17 protein-coding genes and 4 tRNA genes are annotated in these 25,830 nt (G+C 37.0%); 1 reads left to right on the top strand and 20 read right to left on the bottom strand.

Translation table 11 applies throughout. The features are described from left to right. Positions 1 to 5,146, bottom strand: a 5,146-nt coding sequence (locus JO950_RS15880) for an MBG domain-containing protein (RefSeq protein ID WP_202703524.1), incomplete at its 3' end; no start/stop codon positions are given. Between the two features lie 599 nt (positions 5,147 to 5,745). Here JO950_RS15880 and JO950_RS15875 point away from each other — a divergent pair. Further along, entirely contained in the window at positions 5,746 to 7,338 is a 1,593-nt protein-coding gene (locus JO950_RS15875; RefSeq protein ID WP_017496731.1) for a peptide chain release factor 3, read from the top strand. A gap of 610 nt (positions 7,339 to 7,948) precedes the next feature. Here the strand turns inward: JO950_RS15875 and JO950_RS15870 are convergent. The 19 genes from JO950_RS15870 to JO950_RS15780 form a co-directional block, all read right to left on the bottom strand. Continuing rightward, positions 7,949 to 8,260, bottom strand: a complete 312-nt coding sequence (locus JO950_RS15870; RefSeq protein ID WP_017496730.1) for a DUF3467 domain-containing protein — start codon at positions 8,258 to 8,260, stop codon at positions 7,949 to 7,951. Between the two features lie 12 nt (positions 8,261 to 8,272). Beyond that, positions 8,273 to 12,580, bottom strand: coding sequence for a DNA-directed RNA polymerase subunit beta' (rpoC, locus tag JO950_RS15865; RefSeq protein WP_202703523.1), 4,308 nt, complete (start codon positions 12,578 to 12,580; stop codon positions 8,273 to 8,275). 322 nt (positions 12,581 to 12,902) lie between these two features. Then, complete coding sequence (gene rpoB, locus JO950_RS15860) at positions 12,903 to 16,715, bottom strand: DNA-directed RNA polymerase subunit beta (RefSeq protein ID WP_202703525.1); 3,813 nt, start codon at positions 16,713 to 16,715, stop codon at positions 12,903 to 12,905. A 264-nt stretch (positions 16,716 to 16,979) separates the two neighbouring features. Further along, the gene (gene rplL / locus JO950_RS15855) at positions 16,980 to 17,351 is read right to left on the bottom strand and encodes a 50S ribosomal protein L7/L12 (protein WP_202703522.1); all 372 of its coding nucleotides are present in this window, start codon (positions 17,349 to 17,351) and stop codon (positions 16,980 to 16,982) included. Positions 17,352 to 17,443: 92 nt separating this feature from the next. Next, complete coding sequence (rplJ, locus tag JO950_RS15850) at positions 17,444 to 17,947, bottom strand: 50S ribosomal protein L10 (RefSeq protein WP_017496726.1); 504 nt, start codon at positions 17,945 to 17,947, stop codon at positions 17,444 to 17,446. A gap of 22 nt (positions 17,948 to 17,969) precedes the next feature. Further along, entirely contained in the window at positions 17,970 to 18,659 is a 690-nt protein-coding gene (gene rplA / locus JO950_RS15845) for a 50S ribosomal protein L1 (protein WP_017496725.1), read from the bottom strand. 13 nt (positions 18,660 to 18,672) lie between these two features. Then, positions 18,673 to 19,110, bottom strand: a complete 438-nt coding sequence (rplK, locus tag JO950_RS15840; protein WP_008466923.1) for a 50S ribosomal protein L11 — start codon at positions 19,108 to 19,110, stop codon at positions 18,673 to 18,675. A 67-nt stretch (positions 19,111 to 19,177) separates the two neighbouring features. Beyond that, positions 19,178 to 19,729, bottom strand: a complete 552-nt coding sequence (nusG, locus tag JO950_RS15835; protein WP_017496724.1) for a transcription termination/antitermination protein NusG — start codon at positions 19,727 to 19,729, stop codon at positions 19,178 to 19,180. Between the two features lie 11 nt (positions 19,730 to 19,740). Then, positions 19,741 to 19,938, bottom strand: a complete 198-nt coding sequence (secE, locus tag JO950_RS15830) for a preprotein translocase subunit SecE (protein WP_008466927.1) — start codon at positions 19,936 to 19,938, stop codon at positions 19,741 to 19,743. A gap of 19 nt (positions 19,939 to 19,957) precedes the next feature. Then, a tRNA-Trp gene (locus tag JO950_RS15825) sits at positions 19,958 to 20,028 on the bottom strand. Positions 20,029 to 20,090: 62 nt separating this feature from the next. After that, entirely contained in the window at positions 20,091 to 21,278 is a 1,188-nt protein-coding gene (tuf, locus tag JO950_RS15820; RefSeq protein WP_031456758.1) for an elongation factor Tu, read from the bottom strand. A 55-nt stretch (positions 21,279 to 21,333) separates the two neighbouring features. Next, a tRNA-Thr gene (locus JO950_RS15815) sits at positions 21,334 to 21,405 on the bottom strand. A gap of 84 nt (positions 21,406 to 21,489) precedes the next feature. After that, positions 21,490 to 21,570, bottom strand: a tRNA-Tyr gene (locus tag JO950_RS15810). 123 nt (positions 21,571 to 21,693) lie between these two features. After that, positions 21,694 to 21,767 (bottom strand) — tRNA-Thr (locus JO950_RS15805). A gap of 90 nt (positions 21,768 to 21,857) precedes the next feature. After that, on the bottom strand, positions 21,858 to 22,160 hold the full coding sequence (hpf, locus tag JO950_RS15800) for a ribosome hibernation-promoting factor, HPF/YfiA family (RefSeq protein WP_202703521.1): 303 nt from the start codon (positions 22,158 to 22,160) through the stop codon (positions 21,858 to 21,860). Positions 22,161 to 22,191: 31 nt separating this feature from the next. Then, positions 22,192 to 23,088: a tyrosine-type recombinase/integrase gene (locus JO950_RS15795; protein ID WP_202703520.1), complete on the bottom strand. Its 897-nt coding sequence runs from the start codon at positions 23,086 to 23,088 to the stop codon at positions 22,192 to 22,194. Positions 23,089 to 23,228: 140 nt separating this feature from the next. Further along, positions 23,229 to 23,423: a 30S ribosomal protein S21 gene (gene rpsU, locus JO950_RS15790; RefSeq protein WP_017496720.1), complete on the bottom strand. Its 195-nt coding sequence runs from the start codon at positions 23,421 to 23,423 to the stop codon at positions 23,229 to 23,231. A 257-nt stretch (positions 23,424 to 23,680) separates the two neighbouring features. Beyond that, positions 23,681 to 24,823 carry an acyl-CoA dehydrogenase family protein gene (locus JO950_RS15785; protein ID WP_202703519.1) on the bottom strand — a complete coding sequence of 381 codons (1,143 nt, stop codon included), beginning with the start codon at positions 24,821 to 24,823 and terminating at the stop codon, positions 23,681 to 23,683. Between the two features lie 17 nt (positions 24,824 to 24,840). Continuing rightward, positions 24,841 to 25,728 (bottom strand): helix-hairpin-helix domain-containing protein, encoded by an 888-nt coding sequence (locus JO950_RS15780; protein WP_202703518.1) that lies wholly within the window; start codon positions 25,726 to 25,728, stop codon positions 24,841 to 24,843. Between the last annotated feature and the right edge of the window lie 102 nt (positions 25,729 to 25,830).

Here is a 25,830-nt window from a genome sequence, read left to right as displayed (position 1 = left end):
CTGTAATATCATAACTGCCCGCCGGACTTGATGCGACAGCACTTGTTACGGCACTTGGCGCTGTGGTAAGACTCCCTGCCGTATCTCCGTTTACAAAACCGCTATAAGACACTGTTAAGTCTGGATTGACCGCTCCATAGGCTCTGGATTGATTACCAGCTGTAACCGTTAATTGTGCTTTATTTACAGTTAGTGTACCTTTAGCATAAGTAAAGTCGTATTTATCTGAAATTCCTCCGCTTACTGTAATATCATAACTGCCCGCCGGACTTGATGCTACAGCACTTGTTGTAGCACTTGGCGCTGTGGTAAGACTCCCTGCCGTATCTCCGTTTACAAAACCGCTATAAGACAGTGTTAAGTCTAGATTGACCGCTCCATAGGCTCTGGATTTATTACTGGCCGTAACGGTCAATGGCACTTTACCAATGGTAAGTATACCTTTAGCATAAGTAAAGTCGTATTTATCTGAAATTCCTCCGCTTACTGTAATATCATAACTGCCTGCCGAACTTGATGCTACAGCACTTATTGCGGCACTAGGCGCTGTGGTAAGACTCCCTACCGTATCTCCGTTTACAAAACCGCTATAAGACAGTGTTAAGTCTGGATTGACAGCTCCATAGGCTCTGGATTTATTACTGGCCGTAACGGTCAATGGCACTTTACCAATGGTAAGTATACCTTTAGCATAAGTAAAGTCGTATTTATCTGAAATTCCTCCGCTTACTGTAATATCATAACTGCCTGCCGAACTTGATGCTACAGCACTTGTTGCGACACTTGGCGCTGTGGTAAGACTCCCTGCCGTATCGCCGTTTACAAAACCGCTATAAGACACTGTTAAGCCCGGATTGACAGCTCCATAGGCTCTCGATTGATTATTGGCAGTAACAGTCAATGGCACTTTGCCAATGGTCAGTGTACCTTTAACATAAGTAAAGTCGTACTTATCTGAACTTCCTCCACTTACTGAAATATCATAACTACCCAACGGACTTGATACTACAGCACTTGTTGTAGCACTTGGCGCTGTGGTAAGACTCCCTGCCGTATCTCCATTTACAAAACCGCTATAAGACATTGTGAAGTCTGGATTGACAGCTCCATAGGCTCTGGATTTATTACCAGCTGTAACCGTTAATTGTGCTTTATTTACAGTTAGTGTACCTTTAGCATAAGTAAACTCATATTTATCTGAACTTCCTCCACTTACTGTAATATCATAACTGCCCGCCGGACTTGATGCTACAGCACTTGTTGCGACACTTGGCGCTGTGGTAAGACTCCCTGCCGTATCTCCGTTTACAAAACCGCTATAAGACACTGTTAAGCCCGGATTGACAGCTCCATAGGCTTTTGATTTATTATTGGCCGTAATGGTCAATGGCGCTTTACCAATGGTCAGTGTACCTTTAGCATAAGTAAAGTCGTATTTATCTGAACTTCCTCCGCTTACTGTAATATCATAACTGCCCGCCGGACTTGATGCTACAGCACTTGTTGCGACACTTGGCGCTGTGGTAAGACTCCCTGCCGTATCTCCGTTTACAAAACCGCTATAAGACACTGTTAAGTCTGGATTGACAGCTCCATAGGCTCTGGATTTATTACTAGCTGTAACCGTTAATTGTGCTTTATTTACAGTTAGTGTACCATTAACATAAGTAAAGTCGTAGTTGCCCGAAGTTCCTCCGCTTACTGTAATATCATAACTGCCCGCCGGACTTGATGCGACAGCACTTGTTGCGACACTTGGCGCTGTGGTAAGACTCCCTGCCGTATCTCCGTTTACAAAACCGCTATAAGACACTGTTAAGTCTGGATTGACAGCTCCATATTTTTTGGTTTTGTTATCAGCGGTAACACTTAATGTCGCTTTGTTTACCGTTAAGGTCTGTTGTGTTGTAGTTCCGTCCTGAGTAGCGGTTATGATTGTTCTACCTACACCAACAACATGTACTTTATTGTTTACAATGGTGGCTACTGCAGGGTCGCTGCTACTGTAAGAGGTATTTGATCCGTTTGGATTAGGAGCTCCCAGCAAATAATCCAGATCTCCATAGGTTCTAGTTAGCGTTGTTGTAAAAGAAGGAATTTCGTAGAATTCCATTTCAGAACAAGAGGCAAAACCATTGTAACCGTCCTTAACCACAATACGAATGTTTAACGGAGTTATGGTAAAGGGAAAGTTTATGCTTGTAGGCGTCGCCACTTGATTGAAATTATAATCCATCAGAGGCTTAAAAGTGGCATCTGAAATCGTATTGTAACTGATACTGACATTTCCGAAATTACCGTTGTTGATACCGTCCTGTCTTGGAGTGTATGTCAAAAGACCAACTGCCGTGGCTCCATCTAGACGATAGTTCAGGGTAACAGGATTTGTAGTAAAGGAAGCGGAATGATAAATCGTGGTCAAGTTTTTGTCGTATGAGAGCCCTATTTCATTCCCTCCATTGACAGAAGAAGCAGTCGTTCCATTGGCTACAATCGCAGCTTTATTGCCTCCAACGGTTAAGGTTCCGTCTATATAGGAAAATTTGTAATTACTTGAGATTCCTCCGCTTGCTTTAATAGCATAAATCCCCGCCGGACTTAAAGTACTGGCAGTGGTAGAGACAGCAGGGGCCGTAGTTAAGCTAGCTATAGTATCTCCATTTACAAACCCCGAATAAGACAGTGTTAAGTCTGGATTGACAACTCCATATTTTTTAGTTTTGTTATCAGCGGTAACACTTAATGCCGCTTTGTTTACCGTTAAGATCTGTTGTGTTGTAGTTCCGTCCTGAGTAGCGGTTATGATTGTTCTACCTACACCAACAACATGTACTTTATTGTTTACAATGGTGGCTACTGCAGGGTCACTGCTACTGTAAGAGGTATTTGATCCGTTTGGATTAGGAGCTCCTAGCAAATAATCCGAATCTCCATAGGTTCTAGTTAGCGTTGTTGTAAAAGAAGGAATTTCGTAGAATTCCATTTCAGAACAAGAGGCAAAACCATTGTAACCGTCCTTAACCACAATACGAATATTTAACGGAGTTATCGTAGAAGGAAAGTTTATGCTTGTAGGCGTCGCCACTTGATTGAAATTATAATCTATCAGAGGCTTAAAAGTGGCATCTGAAATCGTATTGTAACTGATACTGACATTTCCGAAATTACCGTTGTTGTTACCGTCCTGTCTTGGAGTGTATGTCAAAAGACCAACTGCCGTGGCTCCATCTAGACGATAGTTCAGGGTAACAGGATTTGTAGTAAAGTAAGCGGAATGATACATCGTGGTCAAATTTTTGTCGTATGAGAGCCCTATTTCATTCCCTCCATCGACAGAAGAAGCAGTCGTTCCATTGGCTACAATCGCTGCTTTATTGCCTTCAACGGTTAAGGTTCCGTCTATATAGGAAAATTTGTAATTACTTGAGATTCCTCCGTTTGCTTTAATAGCATAAATCCCCGCCGGACTTAAAGTACTGGCAGTGGTAGAGACAGCAGGGGCCGTAGTTAAGCTAGCTATAGTATCTCCATTTAAAAACCCCGAATAAGACAGTGTTAAGTCTGGATTGACAGCTCCATATTTTTTGTTTTTGTTATCAGCGGTAACACTTAATGCCGCTTTGTTTACCGTTAAGGTCTGTTGTGTTGTAGTTCCGTCCGGAGCGACTATAGTAATAATTGATGTTCCGGTAGCCACAATATGTACTCTGTTGTTTACAATGGTGGCTACTGCAGAATTGCTACTACTGTAGGAGGCATTTGATTCGTTTAAATTCGGGACTACCGGCCGATAATCGAGAGCTCCGTAAGTTTTAGTTACCATTGACTCAAAAATAAGGTCAGTATAAAATTCCATTTCAGAACAAGAGGCAAAACCATTGGCTCCGTCTAGAACCTCAATACGAATATTTGACGGAGTTATCGGAAAAGGAAAGTTGAAACTTCTAGCCGTTGCCAACTGTCCAAAATCATAATCCATCAGAGGTTGAAAAGTGGCATCCGAAACCGTATTGTAACTGATTCTCACCTTTCCTAAATCACCAGCTCTTCCTAGTGCGCTTTGCGGTTTTGGGCTATATCTCAAACTATTGACTACTGCGGATCCATTAAGATGATAGTTAAGGATAAATGGAGATGTATTAGCAATGGGCCCAGAATGATAATACGTGTTCGGGTCATTGTCATATGAGAGCTCAATTCCATAGTTTCCAGTATAGGTAGAAGAAGCAGTTGTCCCGTTGGCCACAATTGATACTTTACTAATAGTAGGATCGATAATCGTCATGGTCCCGTTTGTATAGTGAAATTCATATTTATCTGAACTTCCTCCACTTACTGTGATAGGATAAGTCCCCGTCGGACTTAAAGTACCGGCAGTAGTAGAGACAGCAGGGGCCGTAGTTAAACTAGCTGTAGTATCTCCATTTAAAAACCCCGAATAAGAAAGGGTAAATTGGGGATTATTTTCTCCATTTTTTTTGGATTTGTTATCAGCAATAATACTTAATGGCGCTTTGTTAACCGTTAAAACCTGCTGTATTGTACTCCCATCCGAAGCAGCTAAAGTAATGATTGCTGTTCCAGAAGCCACAATATGCACCTTGTTGTTTACAATGGTGGCTACCGCAGAATTACTACTACTGTAAGAAGTACTTGAATTCAGAGGATCCGGAGAATAATCCGGATCTCCGTAGGTTTTAGTCACCGTTGATGTCAAAAGAGCAGTAGGGTAGATCACAGTTTCAGGAAGATTACTACCATCGATAGTTAACGTTCCGTTTATATGGTTAAAATTGTAGTTATCGAAAGTTTCTCCACTTACGGTAGCAGGATAAGTCCTCAGAATAGTCGAAACTGTAGCCCCAGTTTGGTCAGTTTTAGCACCAGTTAAATTGGTTACAGTATCAGAATCATACCATTGAAAATAGATATTTCCATTCCTATCACCGGTAAACTCATCTAAACCTAAAAGCGACGGCCTATAATTATAAGCTGTCGAAGTGTTATTTACCTCTAATTTTAGCCAATCTGGCTTTACGGGGTAGGATAAAAATGCCGTCACATTGTTTATTGTATTTATATTGCCATAAGAATGAGTAACCAATCCAAAAAAGCATAAATACATCCATAATAATTCTTTCTTCATAAATAATTCTTTTTTAAAAACTGAGTAATTGAGGTTTTAAACCTCTGTATTTTAACATTATTTAACACGAAAATACAAACAATAAAATTCTACCATTATCAATAGAAGCATATGCGTATATATGTATGAAATAACCGACAGGTTTAATGTAATATCTGGTAGCAAGTTTGCTGTTTTAAAAAGAAATAAGGGGGGGGGTAAACTACAAATAGCCAACTTTTTCTCTAGATCAAGGCATATTGGTATTTTCCTAGTATTATATGTTGAGAATCTTGCCTGAATCAAATTTTAAATAATAACAATACAACTGAAAAGTCAAATGTATTTATCCAGTACAATACTTAATTATTCCTTTTTTGTTTGTATAAGCTTCTAACTTATCCCATTATAGATGTAATTTCTTCCTGAACTAAAAGCAAAATAGAGTAATAGAAGAGAATAGAAGAGCACCCACGACAAAGTCTTGTATCAAAAAATCTGACCGGTGGTAAAATTTACAGCATCCTTGCTCAATATTGTAATGAGGTTCCCAATTTAAGAAGTGAATATTTTTATTAAGCCGTAATTAATAGTACTTTTGCAACCTATTTATACGAAATATGAGCTTTTTAAAAGAAATACAACGCAGAAGAACATTTGGAATTATATCGCATCCTGATGCCGGTAAAACAACTTTAACTGAAAAATTATTGTTGTTCGGAGGTGCTATTCAGGAAGCGGGAGCTGTAAAAAACAATAAAATTAAAAAAGGAGCAACGAGCGATTTCATGGAAATCGAACGCCAAAGAGGTATTTCGGTTTCAACCTCAGTACTTGCTTTTAATTATAAAGACAAAAAAATCAACATTCTTGATACTCCGGGACACAAGGATTTTGCCGAAGATACTTTTAGAACTTTAACCGCTGTTGATAGTGTTATTGTTGTAATTGACGTTGCTAAAGGGGTCGAAGAACAAACAGAGAAGTTAGTCGCAGTTTGTAGAATGCGCAACATTCCTATGATTGTTTTCATCAACAAATTAGACCGCGAAGGAAAAGATGCTTTTGATTTGATGGACGAAGTAGAACAAAAGCTTGGACTTACGGTTACACCTTTAAGTTTCCCGATTGGTATGGGGTATGATTTTCAGGGGATTTATAATCTTTGGGAAGAAAATATCAATCTTTTTAGTGGAGACAGTCGTAAAAATATTGAAGAGACAATTGCTTTCTCTGATGTTCAGAACAATCCGGAATTAGATAAAATTGTAGGTCAAAAAGCAGCTGAAAAACTTCGTGAAGAATTAGAACTGATTGACGAAGTATATCCAAAATTTGATCGTCAGGATTATTTAGATGGTAAACTGCAACCTGTCTTTTTTGGTTCAGCTTTGAACAATTTTGGAGTTCGTGAATTGTTAGATTGTTTCGTTACCATTGCTCCGTCTCCAAGACCAAAAGATTCTGAAACCCGTTTGGTGGACCCGAAAGAAGAAAAAATGTCCGGTTTTGTCTTCAAAATCCACGCGAATATGGATCCTAAACACAGAGACCGTTTGGCTTTTATTAAAATTGTTTCAGGAACTTTTGAAAGAAACAAACCTTATTATCACGTTCGTCAAAAGAAAAATTTAAAATTCTCGAGCCCGAATGCTTTCTTTGCAGAGAAAAAAGAAATTGTAGACATTTCTTATCCGGGAGATATTGTTGGACTGCACGATACCGGAAATTTCAAAATTGGGGATACCTTAACCGAAGGCGAAATCATGAGTTTCAAAGGAATTCCAAGTTTCTCTCCTGAACATTTCCGATACATTAACAATGCCGATCCTATGAAGGCTAAGCAATTAGACAAAGGTGTGGACCAGTTAATGGATGAAGGTGTGGCGCAGTTGTTTACCTTAGAAATGAACAACCGTAAAGTAATTGGTACTGTTGGAGCGCTTCAATACGAGGTAATTCAGTATCGTTTAGAGCACGAATATGGTGCAAAATGTACTTATGAAAACTTTCCGGTTCACAAAGCTTGCTGGGTAAAACCTGATGATGCAAAAAATGATGAATTCAAAGAATTTAAGCGTATCAAACAAAAATTCCTTGCACATGATAAATATGGTCAGTTGGTATTCCTGGCTGATTCTGACTTCACGATACAAATGACACAAAGCAAATACCCAAGTGTAAAACTGTTCTTCACTTCGGAATTTGACTAAGAAATTTCAAAATTTCAGCTATAAAAAAAGCGCTAATTTTTTACAATTAGCGCTTTTTTTTAATTTGAATTAATCCAACCTTAATTAGTTTTTATACTCCAAAAAATATTATCTTTTTATATAATCGATCGCAAGCTAGCACAATTCATTTACAACAAGAAATTTTGTCGACGAAAGTAAAAATATATCCGTTGAACAGCATTTCTTGATTGCTTTACTCACAAATGCACCAGGATTTGTAGCGATTGACAAAATTCACACATCCGTTTTATCACAGTGGTAAAAGTCATCAAAACTTTCTTTACCTGACTTTCCTGTAATTGCTTATACTCTTTCAGGGCAATATGTCATTATCTTAATTTATAGTGTGTTACACTATTTTTATGCTTTTAGGTTTTCAGCCCATTTTTAAATATTTCAAATAGTCATACCGGTAGAGAACACTAATTATAAAATCAGTCGTAACAAAATGCTCTCTTAAATGAAGAGCTGAAATCGTTAATAAAGGAATAACTTCTATCCACTCCTAACATTTTGTACTGAACCAAAATTTACCTTAAAAATTTAGTTTTTTCCATAAAAAAAGCCCCATTACTGGGGCTTTTAAAGTTTATGCTTGTCCCGCAGGACCAAAATTAAGCGGTATTGGAGCTTGTTCTGTCTCTTTGATTTCGCCATGAGCGACTTCAAAACGATGAATATTTTCACCAATTGCTTTTAATAATCTTTTAGCATGTTGTGGTGTCAAGACAATTCTTGACTTTACTTTGGCTTTAGGAATACCAGGCATAATACTCACAAAATCTAAAACAAATTCTGATGATGAGTGATTGATAATCGCCAGATTAGAATAAATTCCTTCTGCAATAGTTTCATCTAACTCGATATTAATCTGTTCTTGTTGTTGGTTCGGATTACTCATAGGTTCCTAATATTAATAAATATATTCTTCTTTATTAGCCATCATTTCATTGTAATCGTCTTTAGATCCTACGATAGTGTTATCGTATTCTCTCATACCAGTTCCCGCAGGAATTCTGTGTCCAACAATTACATTTTCTTTCAATCCTTCTAAATCATCTACTTTACCAGCTACAGCAGCTTCGTTAAGTACTTTCGTTGTCTCCTGGAATGAAGCCGCAGAAATGAATGATTTAGTTTGTAGCGAAGCTCTTGTAATACCTTGTAAAACTGGCGTTGCAGTTGCAGTAATTACATCTCTGGCTACAACCAGATTTTTATCATTTCGTTTCAACAATGAGTTTTCATCACGTAATTCACGAGGAGTAATGATCTGACCTGGTTTTAATACCGCAGAATCACCAGCATCTTCAACTACTTTCATACCGTATAATTTATCGTTTTGAACGATGAAATCTTTAGTGTGAATTAATTGATCCTCTAAGAATAAAGTATCACCCGGATCCTGAACTCTTACTTTACGCATCATTTGACGAATTACTACCTCAAAGTGCTTGTCATTAATTTTTACCCCTTGAAGACGGTATACCTCTTGAATTTCATTTACCAAGTACTGTTGAACAGCAGCCGGTCCTTGAATTCTTAAGATGTCATCTGGTGTAATTGCACCGTCAGACAATGGTACTCCTGCTCTTACGAAGTCATTTTCCTGAACTAAGATCTGGCTTGAAAGTTTAACTAAATACTTTTTAATCTCACCAAATTTAGATTCGATAACGATCTCACGGTTACCTCTTTTGATTTTACCGAAAGAAACAACACCGTCGATCTCAGAAACAACTGCCGGGTTTGAAGGGTTACGAGCCTCAAGCAACTCGGTAATTCTTGGAAGACCTCCTGTAATATCGCCTGCTTTAGAAGAACGACGAGGGATTTTCACTAATACTTTACCTGCTTTAATTTTCTCACCATTCTCAACCATTAAGTGTGCACCTACCGGTAAGTTGTACGAACGAATCAATTCACCTTCTTTACCGTAAACCAATAAAGTTGGGATTAATTTTTTGTTTCTCGCCTCAGAAATTACTTTCTCCTGGAATCCGGTTTGCTCATCAATTTCAACCATGTACGATTGTCCTTGCTCTAAATCTTCGTAAGCAATTTTACCCGTAAATTCAGAAACAATTACACCGTTATATGGATCCCACTTACAAATTACAGTTCCTTTAGCTACAGCTTCACCATCTTTAACAAAGATACTAGAACCGTAAGGAATATTATGTGTATTTAAAACGATTCCAGTTTTCTCATCAACTAATTTTAACTCAGTTGAACGTGATACTACGATATCTACCGCATTACCTTCGCTGTCCTCACCTTTAACCGTTTTTAAATCTTCAATCTCAAGTCTACCTGCGAATCTTGTAACAATACTAGACTCTTCAGAGATACCTCCTGCAACCCCTCCAACGTGGAACGTACGAAGTGTTAACTGTGTACCAGGCTCTCCAATAGACTGAGCTGCAATAACTCCGACAGCTTCACCTCTTTGTGTCATTTTACCGGTAGCTAAGTTTCTACCGTAACATTTAGCACAAATACCTTTTAAAGCCTCACAAGTTAATGGAGATCTAACTTCTACTCTTTCAATAGGAGAAGCTTCGATAGTCTTCATAATAGCCTCCGTAATTTGGTGACCTGATTGAACTAATACTTCATTAGTTAAAGGATTAATAACATCTTGCAATGCAACACGTCCTAAAATTCTTTCTCCTAATGATTCAACGATTTCCTCATTTTTCTTCAATGCAGAAACTTCAACACCTCTTAAAGTTCCACAATCCTCGATGTTAACAATAACATCCTGAGAAACGTCATGAAGCCTTCTTGTTAAGTAACCAGCATCCGCCGTTTTAAGAGCGGTATCCGCAAGACCTTTACGAGCACCGTGAGTAGAAATGAAGTACTCAAGAATCGAAAGACCTTCCTTAAAGTTAGAAAGAATCGGGTTTTCAATAATCTCACCACCACCGGCAGTAGATTTTTTAGGCTTAGCCATCAAACCACGCATACCTGTTAACTGACGAATCTGCTCCTTAGAACCCCTCGCCCCAGAGTCAAGCATCATATATACAGAGTTGAAACCTTGTTGGTCTTCTCTAATATTTTTCATTGCTAACTCTGTTAACTGAGCATTCGCAGAAGTCCATACGTCAATAACCTGGTTGTAACGCTCGTTATTGGTAATAAGACCCATGTTATAGTTCGTTGAGATACCTTCAACTTGCTCTCTGGCATCTGCAATTAACTTCGTTTTTTGTTCCGGGATTCTAATATCACCTAAAGAGAATGATAAACCTCCTCTAAATGCAAATTTATAACCCATATCTTTCATATTATCCAAGAAAGCTGCCGTTGTAGGTACATCAGTCACACTTAAAATGTGTCCGATAATATCTCTAAGGTTTTTCTTAGTCAATACGTCGTTGATATATCCGGCTGCTTCAGGTACTACTTCGTTAAATAATACACGTCCCGCAGTTGTTTGAATAATTTGGTACACTAATTCTCCAGCCTCATTAAAATCTTTAGCTCTAATTTTCACACGAGCATTCAATTCTAATCTTCCTTCGTTTAATGCAATGTTTACTTCTTCAGCAGAATAGAAAGTCAAATCCTGACCTAAAATAATGTGATCCTCTGTAGAAATACGCTCTTTGGTCATATAGTATAGACCCAAGACCATATCCTGAGAAGGTACAGTAATAGGAGCACCATTTGCAGGGTTAAGGATATTGTGAGAAGCCAACATTAATAATTGTGCCTCTAAAATAGCCTCTGGTCCTAATGGTAAGTGAACCGCCATCTGGTCACCATCAAAATCCGCGTTAAACGCCGTACATACTAATGGGTGTAACTGAATCGCTTTTCCTTCAATTAATTTTGGCTGGAATGCCTGGATACCTAATCTGTGCAAAGTAGGAGCACGGTTTAGTAATACCGGGTGTCCTTTAATTACGTTTTCAAGGATATCCCAAACTACCGGCTCTTTTTTATCGATTATTTTCTTAGCAGATTTTACTGTTTTTACAATACCTCTTTCAATCAATTTACGGATAACGAAAGGTTTGTATAATTCAGAAGCCATATCTTTTGGCAATCCGCATTCGTATAATTTTAACTCAGGACCAACGACGATTACTGAACGAGCAGAATAATCCACACGTTTTCCTAAAAGGTTTTGACGGAAACGTCCTTGTTTACCTTTTAAAGAGTCAGATAATGATTTTAATGGTCTGTTTGATTCTGTTTTAACAGCAGAAGCTTTACGAGTGTTATCAAATAATGAATCTACAGATTCTTGTAACATACGTTTCTCGTTTCTCAAGATCACTTCAGGAGCTTTAATCTCCATTAATCTTTTCAAACGGTTGTTACGGATGATTACACGACGATATAAATCGTTCAAATCTGAAGTTGCAAAACGACCTCCATCAAGTGGTACAAGCGGACGTAATTCTGGTGGGATAACTGGAACCACTTTCATAATCATCCATTCCGGACGATTTTCGCGGTTTAAGTTAGACTCACGGAAAGATTCCACAACTTGTAATCTTTTTAAAGCCTCCGTTTTTCTTTGTTTAGAAGTCTCGTTGTTAGCGCTGTGTCTCAATTCATAAGATAAAGCATCTAAGTCAATACGAGCTAATAAATCCATAATACACTCTGCTCCCATTTTGGCAACAAATTTATTTGGATCTAAATCATCTAAATATTGGTTTTCCTGCGGAAGAGTATCTAAAATGTTTAAGTATTCTTCTTCCGTTAAGAAATCTAATCTTTGTAAAGATTCTCCATCTGCATTTTTAGCAATACCTGCTTGAATTACTACATATCTTTCGTAGTAAATGATCATATCTAATTTCTTAGACGGAAGACCAAGGATATAACCAATTTTGTTTGGAAGAGAACGGAAATACCAGATGTGAGCAATAGGCACAACAAGATTGATGTGTCCTACTCTGTCACGACGTACTTTTTTCTCTGTAACTTCAACACCACAACGGTCGCAAATGATACCTTTGTAACGAATTCTTTTATACTTACCACAAGCACATTCGAAATCTTTTACTGGTCCGAAGATTCTTTCGCAGAAAAGTCCGTCACGCTCTGGTTTGTGAGTTCTGTAGTTAATAGTTTCCGGCTTTAAAACCTCTCCTCTTGATTCTTTCAGGATAGATTCTGGTGAAGCCAATCCAATAGAAATTTTGTTAAATCTTTTTACTGGATTTTTGTCTTTATTGTTTCTGTTATTCATCATAGTTTTTACTATTGATTTATTTTGCAATTAAAAAATTGATTCTTAGTCTAGTCTAAAGTCAAATGTCATAAAGTTTTAAAGTCATTGCTGACTTTAGACTTTGGACTTTCAAACTTTCGACTTAAAACACTACCTCGGGTTACTTCTCAAAACTTCAAAATTTAATTTGAAGCGCTAGTTATAGAATACCTTGCATTACTATAAAAAATCGGAACGGGTTACGGGTATAAATCTTTAAAAACTTCTAACATTATTAGTAACAGTTAGCAGTCTCAGTTTTCAGTTGTAACTGAATGCTGAGACTGCGACTGAAAACTTTTATTTATTCTTCCAAACGAAGATCTAGACCTAGACCTTTCAATTCGTGCATTAATACATTGAATGATTCTGGTAAACCTGGTTCTGGCATAGTTTCACCCTTAACGATAGCCTCGTAAGTTTTAGCTCTACCAATAACGTCATCAGACTTCACCGTTAAGATTTCACGTAGTGTACTAGAAGCTCCATAAGCCTCAAGTGCCCAAACCTCCATCTCTCCGAAACGCTGACCTCCAAATTGAGCTTTACCTCCAAGTGGCTGTTGCGTAATCAATGAGTATGGTCCGATAGAACGTGCGTGCATCTTATCATCAACCATGTGTCCTAATTTAAGCATGTAAATTACACCCACAGTTGCAGCTTGATGGAAACGCTCTCCGGTACCACCATCATAAAGGTGTGTATGTCCGAAACGTGGTACTCCAGCTTCATCAGTCAAAGCATTGATTTGGTCTAAAGAAGCACCGTCAAAAATTGGAGTAGCAAATTTTCTACCCAAGTTCATACCAGCCCATCCAAGAACAGTTTCATAAATCTGACCAATGTTCATACGAGAAGGTACCCCAAGTGGATTCAATACGATATCTACCGGTGTTCCATCTTCTAAGAATGGCATATCCTCATGACGAACGATTCTTGCAACAATACCTTTGTTACCGTGACGTCCTGCCATTTTATCACCTACTTTTAACTTACGTTTTTTAGCGATATAGATTTTAGCCAATTTCAAGATTCCAGATGGTAATTCATCTCCAACTGTAATAGTGAATTTCTCTCTTCTTAAAGATCCTTGTAAGTCGTTCAGCTTAATTTTATAGTTATGAATTAAATCATTAACCATTTTATTTGTAGCGTCATCGGCAACCCATTGACCTTTGCTCAAGTGAGCAAAATCCTCAACTGCGTAAAGCATTTTTTGAGTATATTTTTTACCTTTTGGTAAAACTTCTTCACCCAAATCGTTCATTACACCCTGAGATGTTTTTCCGTTAACGATCAGGAATAATTTCTCTACTAATCTGTCTTTTAATTCAACAAATTTAGTTTCGAATTCCATTTCTAAAGCGCCTAAAGCATCTTTATCCTGAGTACGTTTACGTTTATCCTTAACGGCTCTTGCAAATAATTTTTTGTCAAGAACTACACCATGTAAAGATGGAGAAGCTTTCAATGAAGCATCTTTTACATCACCTGCTTTATCCCCGAAGATTGCACGAAGCAATTTCTCTTCCGGAGTAGGATCTGATTCTCCTTTTGGTGTAATTTTTCCGATCAAAATGTCGCCAGGCTTAACCTCTGCCCCAATTCTAATCATACCGTTTTCATCTAAATCTTTAGTAGCTTCTTCAGAAACGTTAGGAATATCGTTTGTTAACTCTTCGTTTCCTAACTTAGTATCTCTAACCTCTAATGAATAATCATCAACGTGGATAGAAGTAAAAATATCATCACGAACTACTTTTTCAGAAATTACAATCGCATCCTCAAAGTTATACCCTTTCCATGGCATGAACGCAACTTTTAAGTTTCTACCTAAAGCTAATTCCCCATTTTGAGTAGCATATCCTTCTGATAATACTTGTCCAAGAACCACTCTGTCACCTTTTCTTACGATTGGTTTCAGGTTGATACTTGTTCCCTGATTGGTTTTTCTAAATTTAATTAAGTTGTACGTTTTCTCATCAGCATCAAAACTTACCATTCTTTCATCTTCAGTACGGTCGTATTTGATAGTAATGATATTTGCATCAACGTATTCTACAGTTCCATCTCCTTCAGCATTAATTAATACTCTAGAATCTGAAGCTACCTGACGCTCTAAACCTGTACCAACGATTGGTGCTTCCGGGCGGATCAAAGGAACCGCCTGACGCATCATGTTAGATCCCATCAACGCACGATTCGCATCATCATGTTCCAAGAAAGGAATTAACGAAGCCGAAATCGAAGCAATCTGGTTAGGTGCAACGTCTGTATAATGTACCACTGAAGGTTCAACAACCGGGAAGTCACCTTCCTCACGAGCAATAACATTAGTTGCCGTAATTTTACCAGTCTCATCCATTTCAATGTTTGCCTGAGCAATCATTTTTCCTTCTTCTTCTTCAGCGCTTAAGTAAATTGGAGTACTTTCTAAATCAACTACACCATTAGTTACTTTACGGTATGGAGTTTCGATGAATCCCATTCCGTTTACTTTTGCATAAACACCAAGAGATGAAATCAAACCAATGTTTGGTCCCTCAGGAGTTTCAATCGGACATAAACGACCATAATGTGTATAGTGAACGTCACGAACCTCGAAACCAGCTCTTTCTCTCGAAAGTCCACCTGGTCCAAGTGCAGAAAGTCTTCTCTTGTGTGTAATCTCAGCTAATGGATTCGTTTGATCCATAAATTGAGACAACTGGTTTGTACCAAAGAAAGAGTTGATAACTGATGATAATGTTTTAGCATTGATCAAATCAATTGGTGTAAACACCTCGTTATCTCTAACGTTCATTCTCTCACGAATAGTTCTCGCCATACGTGCTAAACCAACACCGAATTGCTGAGACAATTGTTCTCCAACTGTTCTAACACGACGGTTTGATAAGTGATCAATATCATCAATCTCAGCTTTTGAGTTGATCAATTCGATCAAATATTTCACGATTGTAATGATATCTTCTTTGGTAAGCACTTGCTTGTCCATAGGGATATCTAAATCTAACTTTTTGTTCATTCTGTAACGACCAACTTCACCTAAGTTATAACGTTGATCAGAGAAGAACAATTTATCAATAATACCACGAGCAGTTTCTTCATCAGGCGGTTCTGCATTACGCAATTGTCTGTAGATATGCTCAACAGCTTCTTTTTCAGAGTTTGTTGGATCTTTTTGTAACGTGTTGTGGATAATAGCATAATCAGCTTGATTATTATCCTCTTTGTGTAACAAAATAGATTTAACGTTAGAATCGATGATCTCTTCCACATTATCTTTGTCGATAATAGTATCACGATCAAGGATGATTTCGTTACGTTCGATAGAAACTACTTCTCCGGTATCTTCATCAACGAAATCCTCGTGCCAAGTGTTCAATACACGCGCAGCAAGTCTTCTTCCAATATACTTTTTGATACCTGTTTTAGAAACTTTAATTTCTTCAGCTAAGTCGAAAATTTCAAGGATGTCCTTATCTCTTTCGAAACCAATAGCACGGAATAAAGTTGTTACCGGTAATTTTTTCTTTCTATCGATATACGCGTACATAACGCTGTTAATATCTGTAGAAAATTCTATCCAGGATCCTTTAAAAGGAATTACTCTGGCAGAATATAATTTTGTTCCATTTGCGTGGAATGATTGTCCAAAGAAAACCCCAGGAGAACGGTGTAGCTGAGATACTACTACACGCTCGGCACCATTAATTACAAAGGTACCACTTGGTGTCATGTAAGGAATTGTTCCAAGATAAACATCTTGTACAATAGTTTCAAAATCTTCGTGTTCTGGGTCTGTACAGTATAGTTTTAACCTGGCTTTTAAAGGCACACTATAGGTAAGTCCTCTCTCTATACATTCTTGAATTGTATAACGTGGTGGGTCTACAAAATAATCCAGGAACTCCAATACAAAGTTGTTTCTTGTATCTGTAATTGGAAAGTTTTCCATGAAGGTGTTGTATAGACCTTCGTTGCCTCTTTCGTCAGATTTAGTTTCTAATTGAAAAAAATCTTTAAAAGATTTAACCTGAACATCTAGAAAATCCGGATAGTCAGGAATATTTTTTGTAGAGGCAAAATTCAATCTTTCAGTCTGATTTGTTATCATCAATGAACAAAATTTTGATTAAAAAAAAGTAGTTTTTTGTGTAAAACACATTGTTTAGTTTATACTTTCTTTTTAGAATCAACACATCTTTAAAAATAAACCGGATAAACCAAGTTCCATTTTTTTTCTTCGTATTGATCAAAAACTCTTCCGTATTTTAAACTATTTGATAATAAAATTTAATGTATTTTATTATACGAAAAATGGTTTAGGCCTTTGAGTGTTAACTCAGGACCTAAACCTAGTTCTTAAAACTGAGTTAAATTATTTAAGCTCAACTACAGCTCCAGCTTCTTCTAATGATTTTTTAAGACCTTCAGCCTCTTCTTTAGAAACACCTTCTTTAACGTTACTTGGAGCACCGTCAACTACATCTTTAGCTTCTTTAAGACCTAAACCTGTAAGTTCTTTTACTAATTTTACAACTGCTAATTTAGAAGCTCCAGCTTCTTTCAATACAACTGTAAATTCAGTTTGTGCTTCTTCTTGAGTACCTTCTCCACCACCAGCAGCAACTACTACAGCTGCAGCAGCAGGCTCGATACCATACTCGTCTTTTAATATTGTTGCTAATTCGTTAACTTCTTTAACTGTTAAGTTAACTAATTGTTCTGCGAATTGTTTCAAATCTGCCATTTTTTCTATCGTTTAAAATGATTTGTAAAATTATATTTTGTTTATTGTGCGCTATTTAAGCAGCAAGGAGAATAAACTCCCTGCGATAATTATTATGCTTCAGTTTCTTCTTCGCTACCAGCGAATTTGTTTTGTAAAGCAGAAATAATTCTTTGAGCTGGTGATTGCAATAATCCGATAAGTTCTCCAAGAAGTTCTTCTTTAGACTTAATAGTTGCTAATGCATCTAATTGATTATCTCCAATGTAAATTTCATTATTAATGAAAGCACCCTTTAAAACTGGTTTATCAGATTTCTTACGGAAATCTTTGATAATTTTTCCAGGAGCATTAGCTACATCAGAAATAAATATAGCACTGTTACCAGTTAAAACTGTTGGTAAATCACCATAATCATTAGCAGAAGCTTCCATTGCTTTTGCAAGCAAAGTGTTCTTAACAACTTCTAATTTGATTCCAGCTTTAAAACAAGCTCTACGTAAGTTTGAAGTTGTCTCTGCGTTTAAACCAGAAATATCAGATACATAAATGATATTTGTACCAGCTAACTGCGCAGTTAAATTTTCAATCGCGATTGATTTTTCTTCTCTAGTCATACTAAAAATTTTTAACTACCAATTATACTGCTTTTGGGTCTAATGCAATAGCAGGACTCATAGTGCTTGTAAGGTGAATACCTTTAATGTAGGTACCTTTAGCAGCAGTTGGTTTAAGTTTTATTAATGTTTGAATAATTTCGTGTGCGTTGTCAACAATTTGCTCAGCTCCAAAAGAAACTTTACCAATTCCTGCGTGAACGATACCAGTTTTATCAACTTTAAAGTCAATTTTACCAGCTTTAACCTCTGCAACAGCTTTTGCAACATCCATAGTTACAGTACCTGTTTTAGGGTTTGGCATTAAACCTCTAGGTCCTAAAATACGACCTAATGGACCTAATTTACCCATAACAGCTGGCATAGTGATGATTACATCAACATCAGTCCAACCGTCTTTAATTTTTTGTAAATAATCGTCAAGACCTACATAGTCTGCTCCAGCTTCTTTAGCTTCCGCTTCTTTATCTGGAGTAACTAATGCTAATACTTTAACATCTTTACCTGTTCCGTGAGGTAATGTAACCACACCTCTTACCATTTGATTCGCTTTTCTAGGATCTACACCCAAACGAACTGCGATATCAACAGACTCATCAAATTTTGCAGAAGCAACAACTTTCAATAATGCCGCAGCATCTTTTAGAGAGTATAATTTGTTCTTTTCAATTTTTGAAGCAGCCTCTTTTTGCTTTTTTGTTAATTTTGCCATGTCTTTTTCTTAATTAAAAAGGAGCATCTCCTGATACAGTTATACCCATAGATCTAGCTGTTCCAGCAACCATACTCATAGCTTTCTCAATTGTGAAAGCGTTTAAGTCCGGCATTTTGTCTTCAGCAATAGTTCTAATTTGTTCCCAAGTAACGCTAGCTACTTTTTTACGATTAGGCTCACCAGAACCAGATTTTAGCTTTGCAGCTTCCATTAACTGAACTGCTGCTGGAGGAGTCTTAACGACAAAATCAAATGATTTGTCTTTATACACAGTGATTTGCACTGGGCAAATTTTGCCAGGTTTATCCTGAGTTCTAGCATTAAATTGCTTACAGAACTCCATGATATTAACCCCAGCAGCTCCTAAAGCAGGTCCAACCGGTGGCGACGGGTTCGCAGCACCTCCCTTAACTTGTAGTTTAACTACCTTACTAATTTCTTTAGCCATTTTTAAAAAATTTATCACTGTAATCAATGGAAGCGATTACAATGGTTTATTATAGTGTAACAAAAAATTATACTTTTTCTACTTGCATAAAGCTCAATTCTAATGGTGTCTTTCTTCCGAAAATCTTAACCATAACTTCAAGTTTACGCTTTTCTTCATTGATTTTTTCAACCGAACCGTTAAACCCGTTAAAAGGACCATCGATCACTTTTACCGTTTCACCCAGGCTGAAAGGAATAGCACGAGTATCTGTATTAACAGCCAACTCATCCACTTTACCTAACATTCTATTTACTTCAGAAAGTCTCAAAGGAACCGGTTCCCCGCCTTTGATCTCACCTAAAAACCCAATTACACTAGTAATTGACTTAATAATATGAGGTATCTCACCAACTAAATTGGCTTCGATCATAACATATCCAGGGAAATAAACTTTATCCTTAGACATTTTCTTTCCTTCTTTTACAGTAACTACTTTTTCTGTAGGTACTAAAACTTGGGAAACATAATCGCCCATACCTAATCTGGCAATCTCAGTTTCGATGTAAGCTTTGACTTTATTTTCTTGCCCGCTTACAGCTCTAACCACATACCATTTTTTCACATTATTATCTGCCATCACAAAAAAAATTATCCTTTTAACCAGTTAAAAAATCCAGCCAAAGCTTTTGCAAAAAATTCGTCTACTCCCCATGTTGCCAAAGCGAACAGAATCGAAAATACAGCTACAACAATTGTCAATTTTTGAACCTCAGCCCAAGCTGGCCAAGTAACATTTGACTTTAACTCTTCGAAAGCCTCTGATAAATAATTAGTAACTTTTGTCATTTGATATATTTTATTATTGCACGGGCGGAGGGATTCGAACCCCCATCAACGGTTTTGGAGACCGCTATTCTACCCTTGAACTACGCCCGTATTTAAAAGCCAGTGATTTCAATTAAGAAAATCAGCTGGCTTTTTTTTTATTTTTTATAGGATTATCCTACGATTTCAGTTACCTGACCTGCTCCTACAGTTCTACCACCTTCACGGATAGCGAAACGCAAACCAACACTCATAGCGATTGGGCTTAATAAAGCAACATTGATAGTCAAGTTATCTCCTGGCATTACCATCTCTACTCCTTCTGGTAAAGTAATAACTCCTGTTACGTCAGTTGTACGTACGTAGAACTGTGGACGGTAGTTATTGTGGAATGGAGTATGACGTCCACCTTCTTCTTTTTTCAAGATATAAACCTCTGCTTTGAAAGTAGCGTGTGGTTTTACTGATCCTGGCTTAATGATAACCATTCCTCTTTTGATAGATTCTTTATCAATACCTCTTAACAATAAACCTACGTTATCTCCAGCTTCACCTCTATCAAGGATTTTACGGAACATCTCAACTCCTGTAATAGTAGAAGTTAATTTATCAGCTCCCATACCAATGATTTCAACTGGATCTCCTGTATTAGCAATACCTGTTTCGATACGACCTGTAGCAACAGTTCCACGACCAGTAATTGTAAATACGTCTTCAACCGGCATCAAGAATGGTTTTGCTACGTCACGCACTGGCTCTTCGATCCAAGCATCAACAGCTTCCATTAATTCAATGATTTTTGGTACCCAAGCAGGATCATTATTCAATCCTCCTAAAGCAGAACCTTGAACTACAGGACCATTATCTCCATCATATTCGTAGAAAGATAATAAATCTCTAATTTCCATTTCAACAAGCTCTAACAACTCAGCATCATCAACCATATCCACTTTGTTCATGAAAACAACGATTCTTGGAATACCAACCTGACGACCTAAAAGGATGTGCTCACGAGTTTGTGGCATTGGACCATCTGTAGCAGCAACTACTAAGATAGCTCCGTCCATTTGAGCTGCTCCAGTAACCATGTTCTTTACGTAATCCGCGTGACCTGGACAGTCAACGTGAGCGTAGTGACGGTTAGCTGTTTCATACTCTACGTGTGATGTATTAATAGTAATACCTCTTTCTTTCTCCTCTGGAGCGTTATCGATTTGATCAAACGATTTTGCTTGACAGTAACCAGCATCAGACAATACTTTTGTAATTGCTGCAGTTAATGTAGTTTTTCCGTGATCCACGTGTCCAATTGTACCTATGTTTAAGTGCGGTTTGGAACGATTAAAATTCTCCTTTGCCATTTTACTTAATTTTTAATCTTAGTTATATATTAATTTTCAATTTCCTACTTACTTGAGCCAACTACGGGAATTGAACCCGTGACCTCTTCCTTACCAAGGAAGCACTCTACCCCTGAGCTAAGTCGGCAGAGAGTTCTGACTTTTAGATTTAGATCTCAGCTTTTAAAAACCCGAAACCGATAGCCCAAAACCTTAACTTCTTCTTTATTTGTGGGGAGAGCAGGATTCGAACCTGCGAAGTTCACACAGCAGATTTACAGTCTGCCCTCGTTGGCCGCTTGAGTATCTCCCCTTAATAATTTATGATTTCAGAATTCCGATTTTAGATCTAACCTAAAAACCTCACCCTACTAACCACAAACCTTTTTCAATATTTTTTAAGAACCAATTTCAAATCGCATTTGAAATATTTTTGAGCCGATAGAGGGACTCGAACCCACGACCTGCTGATTACAAATCAGCTGCTCTAGCCAACTGAGCTACATCGGCAATTGCATTAAAAAAGTCCGCTATTTCTAACGGACTGCAAATGTAGCTATTTTATCTTTGAATCAAAACATTTTTTGAAAAAAATTTCAATTATATATGTGCTCTTATTTTTTCTTTCCTTTTAACAAGTAATCTTTCTAAAGATTCTGCTGAAAGCTCAACTGCCTCTTCGAATGTCTTGCACTGCTTTTTAACCAAAAAATCATCCCCCGGTACATTAATCTTAATCTCTACTGCTTTATTCTCTTTATCACTTGTTCTTTCAACTTTCAAAAAAACATCCGCCGAAACAACACGATCATAATATTTCTCCAATTTACCCATTCTCTCCTGAATAAAATCTACCAATTTTCTGTCAACAGTAAAGTTAACTGCATGAACATCTACCTTCATAATACAAATTTTAGGGTTAAACATTTCAGAACTATTGTTTATTCCTAGGATGCGCATTTGCATACACTTTTTTAAGCTCCGCTAAACTATTGTGAGTATAAACCTGTGTAGACGCTAAACTCGAATGCCCCAATAATTCCTTAACTGAATTTAAATCTGCTCCGTTATTTAATAAATGAGTCGCAAAAGTATGCCGAAGCACATGCGGACTCTTTTTTACCTTTTCAGAGACTTTACTAAAGTAAGAATTTATTAATCGATACACAAAAGATTCACTCAATTTTAACCCTTTGCCTGAAATAAAAAAATAATCCTCATCTACCACCTTTTCAATCAAAGCCCTTTCCTGTAAATACAATTTCATCTGCCCCGCAATTATTGGCAATATCGGAACAATACGCTCTTTATTTCTCTTCCCTAAAACCTTTAACAAACCAGATGACAAATCAACATTACACTTCATTAAATGAATCAACTCAGCCCTCCTTATCCCGGTGGCATAAAACAAATCCACAATGAGCCTGTCACGAACCTCCTCAAACCCACAAGGATCACCAACCTCCAACAACAAATCAGTCAACTCTTTTTCAGAAAAAGGAATCTGAATAATCTTAGGCGTTTTCAATGCTTTATGCTTTAACATCGGATTCACTTCAATTTGCTTTGTTTTCAAAAGAAACCGATAAAACGCTTTCAAAGACGACATTTTTCGATTGACAGAAACATTCGAAACACCCTCATCCACTAAAGAAACAATCCAACTTCTAATTTGACTGTAATTCACCCCCTCAATTCCCTCTTGCTCAAAATTAACTCCATTAAATTCTTTAAAAGAAAAAACATCATTCAAATAAGCCGTAACCGTATGAACCGAATACTTCTTCTCCAACTCCAGATAATCACGAAACGCCTCTATATTTGATTTCATAAAAACACAATTCTTACAACATCTGTTAGTCCGATAAAAAGAAAACCAACTCAGCTTAAAATTAAACACAAAAAAAACCGTTAGTATCAAAATTAATTCTTTTTGATAACTAACGGTAATTATTTTAAAAAAAGCTACTACTAACTCTCTAAACTATCTCTCAATGTTTGGATGTAAGCCGCTTTTTGAATTTGAGCTCTTTTGATAACAGAAGGCTTAATAAAAGCAGTACGTGCTCTTAGTTGACGAACAGTTCCTGTTTTATCAAATTTTCTTTTATAGCGCTTTAATGCTCTATCGATATTTTCTCCGTCTTTAATTGGTATAATTAACATAATATTGACACCTCCTCTCGTTAAGGCTGCAAAAGTATGTATTAATTATGAATTATGAGCCATAAATTGTGCTTTTTTTTTTAGAAAATAGAATATAGAGCAAAGAATAAAGACTTCAATACTGCGTATCCTGCATTCTTCATCCCGTGATTTTTTTTAGAGAATAGAATATAGAGCAAAGAACAAAGACTTCAATACTATGTACCCTGCATTCTTTACTCTTTACTCTTTACTCTTTACTCTTTACTCTTTACTCTTTACTCTTTCAACAAATTTCTGGAAATAACCACTTTTTGAATTTCGGTTGTTCCTTCTCCAATGGTACACAATTTAGAATCTCTGTAGAATTTCTCTACCGGAAAATCTTTTGTATAACCGTAACCTCCATGAATCTGAACCGCTTCGTTGGCAATTTTCACGCAAGCTTCGGAAGCATACATCTTCGCCATAGCTCCTAATGTTGTCACCGGCTTATGTTGTTGTTTTAAATAGGCTGCCTTATGCAATAACAACTCCGACGCTTCTATTTCGGTAGCCATATCAGCTAATTTAAAAGATATACCTTGAAAATTACTGATAGGCTGACCAAATTGGTATCTCTCTTTTGAATATTTCAAAGCCGCTTCATAAGCTCCTTTTGAAATTCCTAAAGATAACGCTCCAATTGAAATTCGTCCCCCGTCTAATATTTTCATCGCCTGAACAAATCCTTGTCCTACTTCCCCCAATCTGTTTGCATCCGGAACGCGACAGCTGTCAAAAACCAACTCGGCAGTTTCACTGGCACGCATTCCCAATTTATTTTCTTTCTTTCCTGAACTAAAGCCTTTCATTCCTTTCTCAAGAACAAAAGCCGTCATTCCTTTTGAATCACCTTTTTCACCGGTGCGAACAATTACTACCGCAATATCTCCTGAAATAGCATGTGTAATGAAGTTTTTGGCTCCGTTTATAATCCATTCATCACCCTCTTTAACTGCGGTCGTATTCATTCCTCCCGCATCTGAACCGGTATTGTGCTCGGTTAATCCCCAGGCTCCAATATGCTCTGCTGTTGCAAGTTTTGGCAGCCATTTTTTCTTTTGTTCTTCGTTACCAAAAGTCAAAATATGATTGGTGCATAATGAATTATGAGCCGCAACAGATAAACCAATTGATGGATCTACTTTTGCAATCTCTTCTACAACGGTGATATACTCGTGATACCCTAAACCGGAACCACCATACTCTTCAGGAACCAAAACTCCCATAAACCCCATTTCTCCCAATTGCTTGAACAGGGAAACCGGAAAAATTTGAGATTCATCCCATTCCATGATATTTGGACGGATATTTTTCTCAGCAAAATCTTTTATTGACTGCGCAATCATCAACTGCGTTTCATTATATTGAAAATCCATTGTAATTCTGTTTTTTTTTAGAACTCCAAATATAAACTAATTATTTTTGCTTTTTCAATAGGAAAACCTTTAATTTTTGACAAATCCTCAATATTATTAATATTCCCATTCATACTTCGATAGGTCACAATCTCCTTGGCCAATGCATATCGGAAGTAAGGAAACTTTGCCAACTCTTTTAAAGAGGCTTCGTTTATGGCGATTTTTTTTAAGGAGGGAGGAATTGCTACTTTAAAATGCGCAGTCAATTCTTTTACAACTTCTGGCGAAAGTCCCCAAACCTCATTCATCTGTTCCATCGAAACAAAACCTCCCAAAACTTCTCTTTGCTTAAGGATCCTTATCGATAGAGCTTCCCCTATACCATATATCTTAACTAAATCTTCCTGAGTAGCACTATTCATATCCTGTACTATAATTTCCTCTTTTTCATAAACAGGTTTTTTAAAAAACTCATTTCTTTTGATCTTATGACTTGATTTATTGGTAACCCACTCCGGAAATTTAAAAAGCGGAGAAATCACTCTCAGTAAAGAATCTGAGATTTTTGTGACTTCCTGAAATTCTTTTGCTGAATTTACATATTTGTTCTCTTTTCGGAACGCCAGCAGACGATCGATCTCCTGGACAGACATTCCTAATTTGTACGCTTTGTAATCGGTAATGAAATTTGGATTAAAAGCATAGACCTTTCTTTTCTCTCCAGACTTTAAAAATTTTAAAGAATCTATTTCGGATTGCAAATTCATCCACTGCTTTTCTTCAGGAACAATCTTCTCCGAAATATCGAAATCAACAAGAAAGTAAACCGCCTGCAATACAGCTATAATAATAAAGAGTAAAAAAACACCTTTACGTTGTTCTTGTGTAAACTTCAAAAGAACTTCAAAACGCCTTAAATTCATTTTATTAAAAATTTTCCTTCATTTATAAAATTGCTAAAATAAGAAAAACTCAAAGCTTTATTAAGAAAATTAGCAAAAATATTGCATTTTAAAAAATTACAT

The organism is Flavobacterium sp. UGB4466, assembly GCF_903469665.1.
GTDB classification, from domain to species: domain Bacteria; phylum Bacteroidota; class Bacteroidia; order Flavobacteriales; family Flavobacteriaceae; genus Flavobacterium; species Flavobacterium lipolyticum.
The sequence above is the reverse complement of the archived record's forward strand: the minus strand, read 5'-3'. Positions and strand labels throughout refer to the sequence as shown.